At 47.4% G+C, this 14,398-nt stretch carries 10 protein-coding genes; 7 read left to right on the top strand and 3 right to left on the bottom strand.

Going from position 1 to position 14,398, the window contains the following annotated elements:
- The first annotated feature begins 11 nt into the window (after nt 1-11).
- From C7379_RS01530 to C7379_RS01500, 7 genes are all read left to right on the top strand, one after another.
- Nucleotides 12-761 carry a polyprenol monophosphomannose synthase gene (locus C7379_RS01530; protein WP_116615682.1) on the top strand — a complete coding sequence of 250 codons (750 nt, stop codon included), beginning with the start codon at nt 12-14 and terminating at the stop codon, nt 759-761.
- 192 nt (nt 762-953) lie between these two features.
- Entirely contained in the window at nt 954-4,484 is a 3,531-nt protein-coding gene (mfd, locus tag C7379_RS01525) for a transcription-repair coupling factor (protein ID WP_116615681.1), read from the top strand.
- A gap of 814 nt (nt 4,485-5,298) precedes the next feature.
- Complete coding sequence (locus C7379_RS01520; RefSeq protein ID WP_116615680.1) at nt 5,299-5,478, top strand: tetratricopeptide repeat protein; 180 nt, start codon at nt 5,299-5,301, stop codon at nt 5,476-5,478.
- A gap of 24 nt (nt 5,479-5,502) precedes the next feature.
- A complete protein-coding gene (locus C7379_RS01515; RefSeq protein WP_116615679.1) occupies nt 5,503-5,748 on the top strand; it encodes a 4Fe-4S dicluster domain-containing protein in 246 nt (81 codons plus the stop codon).
- On the top strand, nt 5,738-6,823 hold the full coding sequence (locus tag C7379_RS01510; protein ID WP_116615678.1) for a 3-methyl-2-oxobutanoate dehydrogenase subunit VorB: 1,086 nt from the start codon (nt 5,738-5,740) through the stop codon (nt 6,821-6,823). Before C7379_RS01515 ends, C7379_RS01510 begins: the two co-directional genes overlap by 11 nt.
- Before the next feature lies 1 nt (nt 6,824).
- Nucleotides 6,825-7,595, top strand: coding sequence for a thiamine pyrophosphate-dependent enzyme (locus C7379_RS01505; protein ID WP_116615677.1), 771 nt, complete (start codon nt 6,825-6,827; stop codon nt 7,593-7,595).
- 1 nt (nt 7,596) lies between these two features.
- Complete coding sequence (locus C7379_RS01500) at nt 7,597-8,139, top strand: 2-oxoacid:acceptor oxidoreductase family protein (protein ID WP_116615676.1); 543 nt, start codon at nt 7,597-7,599, stop codon at nt 8,137-8,139.
- An 84-nt stretch (nt 8,140-8,223) separates the two neighbouring features.
- On the opposite strand, the gene C7379_RS01495 is transcribed toward C7379_RS01500, so the two are convergent.
- From C7379_RS01495 to C7379_RS01485, 3 genes are all read right to left on the bottom strand, one after another.
- Nucleotides 8,224-9,585: a TrpB-like pyridoxal phosphate-dependent enzyme gene (locus tag C7379_RS01495; protein WP_116615675.1), complete on the bottom strand. Its 1,362-nt coding sequence runs from the start codon at nt 9,583-9,585 to the stop codon at nt 8,224-8,226.
- Nucleotides 9,586-9,693: 108 nt separating this feature from the next.
- On the bottom strand, nt 9,694-11,316 hold the full coding sequence (locus tag C7379_RS01490; RefSeq protein ID WP_116615674.1) for a RagB/SusD family nutrient uptake outer membrane protein: 1,623 nt from the start codon (nt 11,314-11,316) through the stop codon (nt 9,694-9,696).
- Between the two features lie 119 nt (nt 11,317-11,435).
- A complete protein-coding gene (locus C7379_RS01485; protein ID WP_116615673.1) occupies nt 11,436-14,192 on the bottom strand; it encodes a SusC/RagA family TonB-linked outer membrane protein in 2,757 nt (918 codons plus the stop codon).
- Nucleotides 14,193-14,398: the final 206 nt, after the last annotated feature.

The raw sequence follows: 14,398 nt of genomic DNA, 5'->3' as shown, positions 1-14,398 counted from the left end.
GCAATACTACTATGCAAACAAGTGATTCGATAGTTATTATTCCAACATATAACGAGAAGGAGAATATTGAAAAAATCATCAGGGCGGTCTTTTCCTTGGAAAAGAGCTTTGACATTCTTGTTGTTGATGACGGTAGCCCAGACGGAACAGCGCAAATTGTGCGCGAACTGATGGCTTCTGAGTTTGCAGATCGCCTGTTCATCATCGAGCGTTCGGGCAAGCAAGGGTTGGGAACGGCCTATATAGCTGGCTTCAAATGGGCGCTTGAGCGCCATTACGGCTATGTCATAGAGATGGATGCCGACTTCAGTCACAATCCCGACGATCTTCCTCGGCTCTACGCGGCCTGCCACAACGATGGCGTCGACGTGTCGGTTGGCTCTCGCTACGTGACGGGTGTGAATGTCGTGAATTGGCCCATGGGACGCATCTTGATGAGCTATTTCGCCTCCCAGTATGTCAGAATAGTGACCGGAATACCCGTCCACGACACCACGGCGGGCTTTGTTTGTTATCGTCGCGAGGTCCTCGAGACCCTTGAGCTTGACAAAATTCGTTTCAAGGGCTACGCTTTTCAGATAGAAATGAAGTATACAGCCTATAAGATAGGGTTCAAGATAAAAGAAGTTTCGGTTGTCTTCGTCAACCGACAAGAGGGAACAAGCAAGATGAACGGCAGTATCTTCAGCGAAGCTTTTTTTGGCGTAATGCGTCTGCGATTGGATGGCTGGCTAAGGCAATATCCTAAGCGTAAATCCTAAACATGGATGAATAAGATAGCGAGCGTGACGACCTCGCGACCGAATGGCGGTAGCAGTGATGGCAATATGAATTTCTCACATACCGTAGTATAGGAAAGAACAAGTTTCTCACGTTTTTTCTGTTTATTGATAAGCAGATTTGTCAATATTAAAAAGGTGGCTAATGGATAGCACGCGGGAGACTTCTTTTGAATGAATATAAAAGTGTTACAACAATTGTACGCGAACCTTCCGCAAGGCGGAGCGTTCGCGCAAATACTGGAAAACAAATCTATAAACACCGTTTTCCTGCGTGGCCTCGTGGCCTCCTCCGCCCCCATGTTTTTTTCGTCGGTGGCTCCAAAAATAAAAAAAATATTTGTTTTCATACTCCAAGACGCTGACGAGGCAGGTTATTTTTACAACGACATGATGTCAGCGTATGCACGAAAGCATACCAATGACGAACCACATGCCGCCAAAAGTCCTAAAGACGAAAGCGCGAACGCGGACGAAAACAGCGCCGCCGTGCTTTTCTTCCCATCTTCTTATCGACGGGCTACAAAGTACGGACAACGCGATCCCGCCAACGAGATACTTCGAACAGAGGTGCTTGCCATGTTGACCAAGCCCACCGATCGTGCCGTCTATATCGTGACATATCCAGAGGCCATTGCGGAAAAGGTTGTTAACCAAGTTCATTTGGACGAGCGACGCATGTCGTTGCGAACAGGCCAAAACGTCGATATCGTCGATTTGCAACGCCGTTTGCGAGCGTTAGGGTTTGAGGAGAAAGATTATGTGTACGAGCCCGGTCAGTTTGCAACACGCGGCAGCATTCTCGATATCTATTCTTTTTCGAGCGAGTTGCCGTTCCGTCTCGATTTTTTTGGCGACGAAATAGATACCATTCGCACGTTTAGCGTGGAGGACCAGCTCTCCAAGGACAAGAAAACAGAAATAGACGTCGTGCCCGAATTGGCCGCACAGGCATTGGACAAAACACCTTTCACACGGTTTTTGCCACCAGAAACCATTTTGGTGACAAAAGACATGGCTTATGTGCGCGGTGTCATCGACCGCGTTTACAACGAGGGTTTCTCAGCCCAGGCACTCACGGAGCGCATGGAGGGAGCAACCGAAATGGAACAAGCACAAATATTGCGCGAGATGACCAAGGAGAGCGCATTGTGTTCCACCATTCAATTCGAGACAGACGCGCAACGATTCAAGCAGGTAATCATGCAACCATCGGCCAATGTGGCGGAATTTGACAAAGGCGGCGCAGCGGCCATAGACTTCCACGTATCGCCCCAGCCGCTTTTCCATAAAAATTTCACGCTGTTGCGCCAAACGCTTGAAGACTATCTGTTGAAGGGCTACACACTCTACATTTTGGCCGACAGTCGCAAGCAGCATCAGCGTTTGCGCGACATCTTTGACGAGATGGGAGCCGACCAAGAGCGATCTGGCGCCAACGCTCAGCGGTCTGTTATCAATTTCACGGCCGTGGATAGAACCATCCACGAAGGGTTTACCGACAATGATTTAAAAGCTTGTTTCTTCACCGACCACCAAATCTTCGACCGTTTCCACAAGTATAACCTTAAGTCAGATGCAGCCCGAGCCGGAAAGATGGCTCTCACCATGAAAGAGCTGCAAGACATGGAGCCGGGAGACTTCATAGTGCACGTGGATTTCGGTATAGGCAAATTTGGAGGCTTGGTAAGGGTTCCTATCACCAAACCGGGCGCTGCCGACTCGTACCAAGAAGTCATACGCCTCATTTATAAGAACAACGACAAGGTGGACGTGTCCATCCACTCGCTCTACAAAATATCCAAATACCGCAACGCCAACTCTGGTGAGCCACCTCGATTGAGTGCGTTGGGCACGGGCGCTTGGGAGCGTTTGAAAGAGAAAACCAAGAAACGCGTAAAAGACATAGCCCGTGATCTAATACGTCTTTACGCCAAGCGGCGTCACGTCAAGGGTTTCGCCTTCGGCCCCGACTCTTTCATGCAGCATGAGTTGGAGGCCAGTTTCCTGTACGAAGACACCCCTGACCAGCTCAAGGCCACACGCGAGGTCAAGGAAGATATGGAGCGAGCTCGCCCCATGGATCGCCTAATATGCGGCGACGTGGGATTTGGAAAGACAGAGGTTGCTGTCAGAGCGGCTTTCAAGGCAGCTTGCGACTCCAAACAAGTGGCGGTGTTGGTGCCTACTACCGTGCTGGCTTTCCAGCATTTTCAGACATTTCGAGACCGCCTCAAAGATTTTCCCGTCCGAGTGGACTATCTCACCCGGGCTCGCACGGCCAAGCAAACCAAACAGGTGATGGACGATTTGGCCACAGGAAAAATAGATATTATCATCGGCACGCACAAACTTTTGGGCAAGGCGGTAAAATGGCACGACTTGGGATTGCTCGTCATAGACGAAGAGCACAAGTTTGGGGTGAGCACCAAGGAAAAGCTCCGCAAGCTAAAATCCAATGTGGATACGCTCACCATGTCGGCCACGCCAATACCTCGCACCTTGCAATTCTCACTAATGGGCGCGCGCGATATGAGCGTCATGCGCACCCCACCGCCCAACCGTCACCCCATACATACCGAGCTAAGCGTGTTCAGCCACGAGGTGATCGCCGACGCTATCAACTTTGAGATGAGTCGCAATGGGCAAGTGTTTTTTGTTAACAACCGCATATCCAACCTGGACGAGCTGGCCAATCTCATTCGCAAGCACATACCCGATTGCCGAGTTGCCATAGGACATGGGCAGATGGCGCCAAACGAGTTAGAGAAGATAGTCATGGATTTCGTCAATTACGAGTATGACGTGCTTCTCTCCACAACCATCATAGAGAACGGCATCGACATACCCAACGCCAACACCATTATCATCAATGGCGCCAATCGGTTTGGGCTTTCAGACCTGCACCAAATGCGCGGGCGTGTGGGACGCTCCAACCGAAAGGCCTTTTGCTACCTACTCGCACCGCCCAAGAGCGCACTCACGCCCGAGGCGAGACGGCGATTAGAGGCGCTTGAGGCTTTCTCAGAACTGGGCAGTGGCTTTAACGTGGCCATGCAAGATCTCGACATACGTGGCGCGGGCAATCTGCTTGGGGCTGAACAGAGTGGATTTATGGAAGATTTGGGGTATGAGACCTATCAAAAAATACTTACGCAAGCTGTTACCGAGCTGCGCAATGACGAGTTCTCAGATCTCTACGCCGAAGCCATCGAGCAGGCAGACGATGTGACAGGCTCCGACTTTGTGAGCGATTGCGCCGTGGAGAGCGATCTTGAGATGTATTTCCCCGACACGTATGTGCCAGGCAGCAGTGAGCGAATGTTGCTCTATCGCGAACTTGACAACATGGAGAACGACGACGAACTCGCCGCCTATAGACAGCGCTTGGTGGACCGCTTCGGCCCCGTGCCACCAGAGGGGGAGGAGCTTATGCAGGTAGTGGCTCTCAGACGCGTGGGCAAAAGACTTGGTTGCGAGAAACTCACATTGCGCCAATCCACCATGACCATGCAACTCGTGTCTGCTCAAGACAGTCCGTTCTACCAGAGTGCCACATTTGGCCGTATCATCAAATATGTCATGGCCAACGCTCGCCGTTGCAATTTCAAAGACAGTCATGGGCGGCGTCTCATCCATATTAGCAACGTGCGCAATATCACTGAAGCTGTGCGGATATTGCGAGATATGGAAAAACAGGTATAATGCGTCGCCCTATGGACTAAAGAAAAAATGCGATCGAACTATAAAAGCATAAAGCAACCCATGGGTAAAAGCATTGACACAGCATATCAATTCTGTCAATAGAGTCTTTGAAAATATACCACCAAAATATTTAACATGACCTCTCTATAGCATGCAAAAAATGAAAATGCGTACACTTATGGAGAAAAACGGCCTAAAATACGATTTTTCCGATGCTGTTAATATACAGCAACTTACGTTCAACTAATAAACCCCTTTTTTCATATCAAGTACAAAAACAGTTGCGTTTAGGCTCTAATCATAGCATGTTTAATACCTATTCGCGCAATGATTACTATCAAATGGCGTCATGATTAGGTCTTATACGCAGGACGTATAGATACCAAAGGCAAAAAGTATACGTGTACAAACGAATATAATCGATGATTTATTGTCAACCGATTTGATGCTATAGGATAGATATTAAATGTTTCATCATTTAATTAATATGTATTTTCTTCAACAATTTAAGGTTAAAGCACATCGCCGCTCACAGCAATTTTTTGGCATCGATAGGTAACCCTCGCATTTAAGAAAACCTTTGTAGGGTGTGACAATATTTACCAGATCAATCGAGCGCACATTGCAATGCCAACTTAAGTGCAGAACCTGCACCCCAAATAAGAATTTTCTTAATAGTTGCACAAATTCTTTGTTTTGTGCAACTAAAGGTTGTGATAATGTAAAAATATATTAAAAGGCAATGGCTATGCGGACAAAAAAGCCCAATGTTTTTTATCTTTGTAAATATGAAACGTATGAAATACAACCGCCAATGACCGCCAATGACTACTATTTGAAAGGTAACGAATACCGCAAGCAGGGCGATTTTGCTTCGGCAATGAACAACTATATGGAAGCCATCCGCTTGGACGCAAACAGTCCGGCAGTAGAGGCCAAGCGGATGTTGGATGACATTATGAATTTTTATTGTAAGGATTTTTACAATCCTTAAGCAATACTAAAAAACTAATAGCTTATGGGTAAGATGAAAGGAGCCATCGTGGTAGACGTGGAACGCTGCAAAGGATGCACGCTGTGCATTGTAGCGTGTCCGAAAGACGTTATCTCTTTGGCTGAGAGAAAAGTGAATACGCATGGATATGCTTATGTGACAGCCGCTCGTCCGGACGACTGCATAGGGTGCGCTTCGTGCGGAATAGTGTGTCCGGACGGATGTATCACAGTGTATCGAAAGAAGATGGAGGATAGCCATGAACAATAAGGAAGTGACATTGATGAAAGGCAACGAGGCCATCGCGCATGCGGCGGTACGTTGTGGATGCGATGCTTTTTTTGGGTATCCCATCACACCGCAAACCGAAATTATAGAGACGCTGTCGATGTTAAAGCCTTGGGAGACCACCGGCATGGTGGTGTTACAGGCCGAGAGCGAGGTGGCATCTATCAATATGGTATATGGCGGCGGCGGCGCTGGTAAGAGAGTGTTCACCACATCGTCAAGCCCCGGAGTGGCGCTCATGCAAGAGGGCATATCGTATATGGCTGGCGCCGAGGTACCGGGGGTGATAGTCAACGTGCAACGAGGTGGCCCGGGATTGGGCACCATACAACCCAGTCAGGGCGATTATTTTCAAGCCACGCGTGGCGGTGGCAACGGCGACTATAACGTTATAGTGCTGGCGCCGGCCTCCGTGCAAGAGATGGCCGACTTTGTAGACTTGGCGTTTGAGTTGGCTTTCCGTTATCGCACCCCCACGATGATACTTTCTGATGGCATAATAGGCCAGATGATGGAGAAGGTGGTTTTGCCACCGATGAAACCTCGGCTTACCGACGAAGAGATAATCAAGAGATATCCATGGGCGACCACAGGCCGAAAGAAAGACCGGCAGCCAAATATCATTACCTCGCTGGAGCTTAGTTCTGAGGTGATGGAGCGCCGAAATATAGCTTTGCAAAAGAAATACAGGCAGATAGAAGAAAGCGAGGTACGCTTTGAGACACATCTATGTGATGATGCTGACTATGTCATCGTGGCTTTTGGCAGCGCGTCGCGCATTGCCGAGAAGAGCGTGGAGATATGCCGTGAGGAGGGTATCAAGGTGGGTCTGTTCCGACCTATCACGCTGTGGCCGTTCCCCACAAAAGCCATTGCGGACATAGCCCAAAACAAAAAAGGTATTCTTGTGGCTGAAATCAATGCCGGTCAAATGGTGCAAGACGTAAGGTTGGCTGTGGAAAACGCATTGCCGGTGGAGCATTTTGGACGGTTGGGCGGTATCGTGCCCGACCCGCAGGAGATAGTGGAAGCGTTGAAAACTAAATTGAGGAAATAAGATGAACAATGATATTATAGCACCGGAAAACTTGGTTTATGCCAAGCCCAAATTGCTGAACGACAATAATATGCATTATTGTCCGGGATGCTCGCACGGCGAAGTGCACAAACTGGTGGCCGAAGTGATAGACGAAATGGGTATGGGAGAGAAATCTGTAGGCATCTCTCCAGTGGGATGTGCCGTGTTTGCGTACAGATATATTGATATAGATTGGCAGGAAGCGCCTCATGGTCGCGCCCCGGCTTTGGCCACTGCGGTAAAGCGTGTATGGCCCGACAGGTTGGTGTTCACCTACCAAGGTGATGGCGACTTGGCGTGCATTGGTACGGCGGAGACTATCCATGCGCTGAACAGGGGTGAGCATATTACCATTATTTTCATCAACAATGCCATCTATGGCATGACGGGAGGACAAATGGCGCCGACCACGCTCATAGGGCAGAAAACGTCTACCTGCCCTTACGGCCGCGACCCTGATATTCATGGTTATCCCCTCAATATCACGGAGTTGGCGTCAAAACTGACGGGCACGTGCTATGTAACTCGCCAAAGCGTGGATACCGTGGCTGCTATCAGGCAGGCCAAGAAAGCCATTCGAAAGGCTTTCGAGTCGTCCATGAAAGGACTTGGCTCAAGCCTTGTGGAAATTGTGTCCACTTGCAGCAGTGGCTGGAAACTGCCTGCGGTGAAAGCCAACGAGTGGATGAGAGAGAACATGTTCCCGGAATATATCAAGGGTGACCTGAAAGACACCACAAATTTGAAGTAACATGAAGAAAGAAATCATTATATCGGGTTTTGGCGGACAAGGCGTTTTGTCGATGGGTAAAATCTTGGCATACTCCGGATTGATGGAGGACAAGGAGGTAACATGGATGCCTGCTTATGGCCCAGAGCAGCGAGGTGGAACGGCTAACGTCACGGTCATCGTGAGTGACGAGCGCATCTCATCGCCCATATTGAGCATGTACGACATAGCTATTGTGCTGAACCAACCCTCGTTAGATAAATTCATGCCTAAAGTTAAGCCTGGTGGCATACTTATCTATGACGGCTTTGGCATTATGGACAAGCCTAACCGTGACGACATTACTATCTATCGCATTGATGCCATGGACAAGGCCGCGGAGATGAAAAACTCCAAGGTGTTCAACATGATAGTGCTGGGTGGGCTGCTCAAGGTGGCCCATGTGGTAAGTACGGATGGCATTAACAAGGCACTTTTCAAGACGTTGCCAGAGCGACATCATGGATTGATACCGTTAAACATGGAAGCTCTTGGGGTGGGAATGGATATTATCAAAAAGGTTTAGAGACTTTTTGTAACGTTAACATATCAAATGCCCATTTCGTCCATACGGATGAAATGGGCATTTGATATGTCGTAAGCAGACATGTTACACCGTTGGCACGTTGGCGAGAAATTGCTCTATTTGCTCGTCGGTCACGGTATAATTGGTCAGGTCGCCATTGATATAACTGTTGTAAGACGGCATGTCTATGAGACCGTGCCCCGAAAGGTTGAACAAAATGACAGGCGCCTTTCCTTCTACCTTGGCTTTTTTAGCTTCGCGAATGGTCGCGGCGATGGCGTGGCAGCTCTCCGGGGCGGGAATGATACCTTCTGTTTGCGCAAAGAGTGTGCCCGCCGCAAACGTCTCGAGTTGCGGAATGTCTACACCGTGCATGTATCCATCCTTGATGAGTTGGGAGATTATTACACCTGCGCCGTGGTAGCGCAGGCCGCCGGCATGTATATTGGCAGGTTTGAAGTCGTGCCCAAGGGTGTACATGGGCAAAAGTGGCGTGTAGCCAGCCTCGTCTCCAAAGTCGTATCTGAACTCTCCACGGGTAAGCTTGGGACAGCTGTTTGGCTCGGCCGCGATAAACTCTGTGTTCTTGTGCGAGCCATCAAACACGTGACGCATGAAGGGAAATGCGATACCACCAAAATTGGAGCCTCCGCCAAAGCAGGCGATAATTTTGTCTGGATATTCGCCAGCCATCTCCATTTGCCTTTCTGCTTCCAAGCCAATTATGGTTTGGTGCAAGGATACATGATTGAGAACTGACCCTAAAGTGTATTTGCATCCGGGTGTGGTGACGGCCAGCTCGATGGCCTCTGAGATGGCTGTTCCAAGCGACCCAGGATGTGTCGGGTCTACAGTGATGATGTTTTTGCCAGCGCGGGTGGACATTGATGGTGACCCCTCCACGGTGGCGCCAAAGGTGCGCATGATGATGGAGCGGTAGGGCTTTTGCTGCATCGTGATTTTCACTTGGTATACGGCGGCCTCCAATCCGTACAGCTTAGCGGCGTAAGACAACGCCGCTCCCCATTGCCCTGCGCCTGTCTCTGTCGTCACATTGGTAACACCCTCCTTCTTGCAATAGTAGCATTGCGGTATGGCTGAGTTCACCTTGTGCGAGCCTAACGGGTTCGTCGATTCGTTCTTAAAATATATGTGGGCAGGAGTGTCCAATGCCTTTTCAAGCGCATAAGCTCTGACGAGTGGGGTAGAGCGGTAGAATGTGTATTTCTCTAATACCTCTTCGGGTATGTCTATCCATCTGTTGGTTTGGTCAAGTTCCTGTTTAGAACATTCCATACTGAAGATATGTGCCAAGTCTTCGGCTGTCACGGGCTGCTTGGTAGATGGGTTCAGGGGAGGCAGTGGTTTGTTGGGCATTTCCGCTTGGATGTTGTACCACTGTGTAGGAATGTCTTTTTCGGATAATATGATTTTTTTTTGTCTCATTGATACATGTATAATTATAAGGTAATAAACATGTGCAAAGGTACTCAAAAAATGATGCAAAAAACAGCATTTATCTTTAAAATGCTGTCATTTTGCTACTTTTCGGTTTTAGTAACCGTAGTTTTGTCGAAGCTTTCTGTTTAATTTAAGAGCGGTGGCAGGTATGGGATATACTGTGGTGTACCCCTTTTGTTCGTTTTCAAGACGTGGCCTGATATCATAAGCATTGCCGAAAAGCCCAAATCTTATGAGGTCACGGCGTCGTGTTCCCTCCCACATCAGTTCGAGAAGACGCTCTGCTAAGATATTATTGAGTGTAGCCGGACGCGGTGGCATGCCAGCCCTTGTACGAACAGCATCCATCTCATGCTGCCCATTTTTACCGTTTCGCACTTTTGCTTCGGCTCTCATGAGCAACACATCGGCAAAACGAAAGAGCACAATATCATTGTCTTGTAACTTTCCATCGGCGTGGGCGGTGCGATCAATCTCGTATTTTGCCATGCGCGCACCGGCTGTTTTCTCGTACGGAGACCCCGTGAGGTCTATGGCCATGACCAAGGGATGGTACACCAATGCTTTTCCATTGTCTTGCCTTACAGCCTTGCCATCGATATGTACGGTGTCTGAATAGAAGTTGAAAGCAAAACGAGTGTCTACACTGTCAGTGCCATAGGCGAAAGCACGAACAGTGGACAGTGTGGCCGAAGAACCATTTTCAGCTGCCATGCCGAGACATTCACCATGCTTGTAATGACGTGAACGAAACAAATTCCAAAACTCATTTTGGTATTTCATCTTATCCATTGGAATGGTAAATATGTTTTCATGAGACTTCTCATTATGTACCCTGAAATTGTCATTATAGTCTTTTTCCAATGTGTACCCAGCAGCCTCTATGCGGTCGCAATAGTGAATACAGGCTTCCCAAGCATTCATGTTTTGTCCGTCGACATTGAAAAGAATTTGCGAACCAAGTGTACGCACGCCGTCTATCCAGTTGTCATCGTTGTAAACTTCAGCATTGAGCATGAGCCGAGCTAACATAAATTCAGCTACATGACGCGTGATACGTCCGTAATATTCGCCCTCAAAGTTACTGCGTTGGTCAGCCAAGAATGGTAAAGACGATTGTAATTCGTTGACGATGAAACGGAAAAGTTCACCACGCTCCACCTGCTTGGCTTTGTCAAGTGAGACTTCGTCGCTCTCCACTAATGGCACACGGCCAAAAAGATCGAGCAACTCACCGTAGAAAAGGCATCTCAATGCTTTGACTTCAGCCCTGTATTTGTTGTACTGATCAGGTGTAATGATATTTTTGTGAGCATCTATTTGTGCTAACGAGTGGTTGCACATCATCACAGCTTTATATAGATAACACCATGTGTCATAAAGCGCAATGTCGGTTGAAGTCCATGTGTGCAGGTATAGATTTTGCCAGAATCCACCATCGTACCAGTCTCCGCCACGTGTTGGAATTATAGCTTCGTCGGTGCAAAAGATGTTGTAATCGTATATGCCCCGATAGGTTCCTTGCAAGCCTTCCGAGTCTTTGTTGCCACCAATGTTATGGTATAAGTTGGCCACGGTATTGATATATAGGTTTGTAGCGTTGTCGTAGGCCTTGTCTTCTGGCAGCAAGCTTTTGGGGTAATCGCTTAGGCAAGCGGAGAAGACCAATGAGGAGAAAAGCATGAGGGCTCCTGTTTTTTTTATATTGTGTATCATTTTTGTTATGAAGGCAGAAATTAAATATGGATGAATAGGTTTTAAAGCTAATGGTCTTGACAATTAATCGATAGCTACTATGATTTTAAAAAAGAGGATGTCGGTGTTTTTTTTGGTGGTTAGAACTGCACACTCATGCCAAGGCAGTACGACCGATACACTGGGAATGTGCGTTTGTCGTCAATGCCGAGAGAGGAATTGGCGACATAACTGTTCAACATGGGGGTAAGTCCGCTGTATGATGTGATAGTCGCAAGGTTGTTGACAGACAGTGATAGACGTAGCCCTGTGGCGTAACGTATTTTTAATGGTACGTTCCAACTGATTGTCAGATAGTCGAAATTGATGTAGTCACCACTTTCAAGCCAATAGTCTGTAGCCGTTTGGTCTTTGATATTGTGTCTTGGTGCTTGGCTCATGACATTATAGTCAGGGAAACTTGCCATGTTCATATAGGTAAGGGCGGTGCCATTATAAATTTTGTGGCCGAAAGCACCGTTAACTTGTAGTGATATGTCCACGTTATGAAATCTCATACTAATGTTTGATCCTACGATCCATTTTGGTGTAGCTTGTCCAGCGATGTATCTGTCTCCGCCATCTTCAATGTTCACCTTACCATTGTGATCAAGATCAGCAATGGTGTATTTCCATGAACCATCCTCGTTTTTTGAAAGACCTGTGCAGTGAGGTAAGTAGAACACACCGAGTGGCTGCCCAATGATTTGGTACACTATATTGTTGTTGCCGCCGTGAAAACCTGCACCATTGAGAGAGCCCATGGGGGTGATATCAGCAGCAGAGAGGTGCATGCCGTTATACTCTCCAGAGAGTGTCAACAATTTATTCTGTTGTTGGGCAAGATTTACGTTGACATTCAATTCCATATCTTTTTTTCTTATTGGCGTTACACCTATGCCTACTTCAAACCCGCGATTGCTCATGCTACCGAGATTGGCAAGCATCTTAGAGAATGTAAATGGTGGCACAGGCACGTCATAATTGTATAACATGTCAGTGGTTTTGGCATAGTAATATTCGGCTGTGAGAACCACTCTGTTATTCCACAAGCCTATGTCCGCTCCTATATTGAGCGTGGAGCGTGTCTCCCACTTAAGGTTTGGGTTGGCATTTCTAAATATGCTCATGGTGACAGTTGGCGTTCCACCCACTGACACTACTCCTTGTGGACGTACGAGATTGAGTGAGTTGTAGGCGTCTATAGCTCCAAGATTGCCTGAACGTCCATATCCAGTGCGCAGTCGCAAAATATTAACAATCTTGTTCAAAGGCTTGAAAAAAGGCTCGCGAGCAATGTTCCAAATGGCTGATACGGATGGGAAATAGCCCCATTTGTTGTTGTCTCCGAACATGGAACTGCCGTCAGCGCGCATGCTTGCCTCGAGAGTGTATCGTTCGAGTAGCGTGTATGACAAGGCTGTCATGGTCGAAGCTAAAGATGGTTCAGAAACTTCAGATCCTGTTCCACCGTATGGAATGTTTGATGCTGCACTTAGATTGTCATAGCCGAAGCTGTTAGTGGTAAAGCCCTTAACACGCGTCCAGAACCCTCGACGGTAACTTTTTTGGTACTCTGCGAGCACAGAAGCTTTAATTTGGTGTGGTCCCCATGTGTCTTCAAAAGTCAGTTTGGCATTTGACAGCCAGTCTTCTGTCTTACGTTCGCCACGAAAAGCCTGTCCTTGTGCCCATACCCAAGTGGGGCAAAAAACGGCATTCTCAACAGAGAGATAGCTATAAGATCCAAATAATGAGAGACAGAGCGAAGGGCGCTGGTTATTAGTACTTGCATTCAAGTTGTCATTTGGCACTCCAAGGAGATTGATATGGATACCCAAATGCGTATTAAAACTTAAGTTTTTCGTATCGTTTTTTTGTTGCAGCAAAGCCATGGGTGGCGAAATTTGTGATGCCGTCGTGTTTATCAACCAGTGCCCAGGCTTTACGGGTTCGGCAGGAAATGTAGGGTTTTGAGCAGCCGCACTATAAAAAATCTTTTGCTCATCAAAAGGTAAACAGTTTTTTTGCGAGGCTCCTAATACACCGAAATTAATGTCGAGTAAGTCGTCAAAAGCTTTTTGCGAGAGATCTATTTTGGCTGCGTAGTTGCGATATTCGTTTTCGCGCAGCACCGTCTTGTGGCTCATGGCACTCAGCGAGGCCCTGTAATTAGATTTTAGTCCGCCTCCGCTGAATGCCACGTTATGATTGGTTACCCACCCTGTACGAGTGATAGCATCTTGAAAATCAGTGTTTTTGCCACCGTTATTATAATCTAATCCAAGCTGGGCAGCAGTGGCAATATAGGCGGCAGCATCAAGCATGTTGACAGTTTTATATTTGCGTTCGATACCAATGTTGCCATCGTATGAGATGTGAAATTGCATGCCCGATCCTTTTTTGGTAGTTACGCGAATGACGCCGGAAGCTCCACGAGAGCCATAAAGCGCTGTCTCTGATGCGTTTTTCAGTATTGAAAAGCTCTCTATGTCTGCTGGGAAAACGGTTGAAAGGGTAGTTAGATCAGAGTAAACACCGTCTATGATTACTAAGGGGTCATTGCCGCCAGTGAGCGATGTCGTGCCACGAACGCGTACGGCACTGAGCTGTGCCATTCGGTTTTCACCTGATACTACGCTCACTCCCGCCGCCTGGCCACTCAATGCGCCAAGCGGATTGGTTACCAATCCCTTGTTCATACGGTCTTGAGTCACGATGTCGACAGACCCTGTGGAAATCTCCAAGGATGGCGAAACAATGGTGTCACCCATTTCTTGTGTACGGACTAACTGCGCCGCACAAAATGTGGGGAAAGCGAAAAATAATAGAGTAGAAAATATTAACGATTGTTTCATGGACAGGAAACAAGAATGGTTCTCATGCAAATATAAGGTTTTAGTGGCTAAGAAACAAAAGAAAAATCATTTTTTTATAAAAACATCACATGTTTAGAGAAGACAGGCAAGAATGTTTTGACACATATTCAAAGGAATGTGATAAATTCGGAAAATATTTGTTTGGTTGAGTACAAACATAAAATTTCTCGAAAAAAGATAGCAAA

The organism is Hallella colorans (assembly GCF_003096815.1).
GTDB lineage: Bacteria > Bacteroidota > Bacteroidia > Bacteroidales > Bacteroidaceae > Prevotella > Prevotella colorans.
Note: the sequence above shows the minus strand (reverse complement) of the source record. Positions and strands in the feature narration are given on the sequence as shown.

What these genes read in the sequence shown, in the direction of transcription:
- C7379_RS01495 (WP_116615675.1), bottom strand. Translation starts at nt 9,585, where the DNA reads ATGAGACAAAAAAAAATCATATTATCCGAAAAAGACATTCCTACACAG.
- C7379_RS01510 (WP_116615678.1), top strand. Translation starts at nt 5,738, where the DNA reads ATGAACAATAAGGAAGTGACATTGATGAAAGGCAACGAGGCCATCGCG.
- C7379_RS01530 (WP_116615682.1), top strand. Translation starts at nt 12, where the DNA reads ATGCAAACAAGTGATTCGATAGTTATTATTCCAACATATAACGAGAAG.
- C7379_RS01520 (WP_116615680.1), top strand. Translation starts at nt 5,299, where the DNA reads ATGACCGCCAATGACTACTATTTGAAAGGTAACGAATACCGCAAGCAG.
- C7379_RS01515 (WP_116615679.1), top strand. Translation starts at nt 5,503, where the DNA reads ATGGGTAAGATGAAAGGAGCCATCGTGGTAGACGTGGAACGCTGCAAA.
- C7379_RS01505 (WP_116615677.1), top strand. Translation starts at nt 6,825, where the DNA reads ATGAACAATGATATTATAGCACCGGAAAACTTGGTTTATGCCAAGCCC.
- C7379_RS01485 (WP_116615673.1), bottom strand. Translation starts at nt 14,192, where the DNA reads ATGAAACAATCGTTAATATTTTCTACTCTATTATTTTTCGCTTTCCCC.
- C7379_RS01490 (WP_116615674.1), bottom strand. Translation starts at nt 11,316, where the DNA reads ATGATACACAATATAAAAAAAACAGGAGCCCTCATGCTTTTCTCCTCA.
- C7379_RS01500 (WP_116615676.1), top strand. Translation starts at nt 7,597, where the DNA reads ATGAAGAAAGAAATCATTATATCGGGTTTTGGCGGACAAGGCGTTTTG.
- mfd (WP_116615681.1), top strand. Translation starts at nt 954, where the DNA reads ATGAATATAAAAGTGTTACAACAATTGTACGCGAACCTTCCGCAAGGC.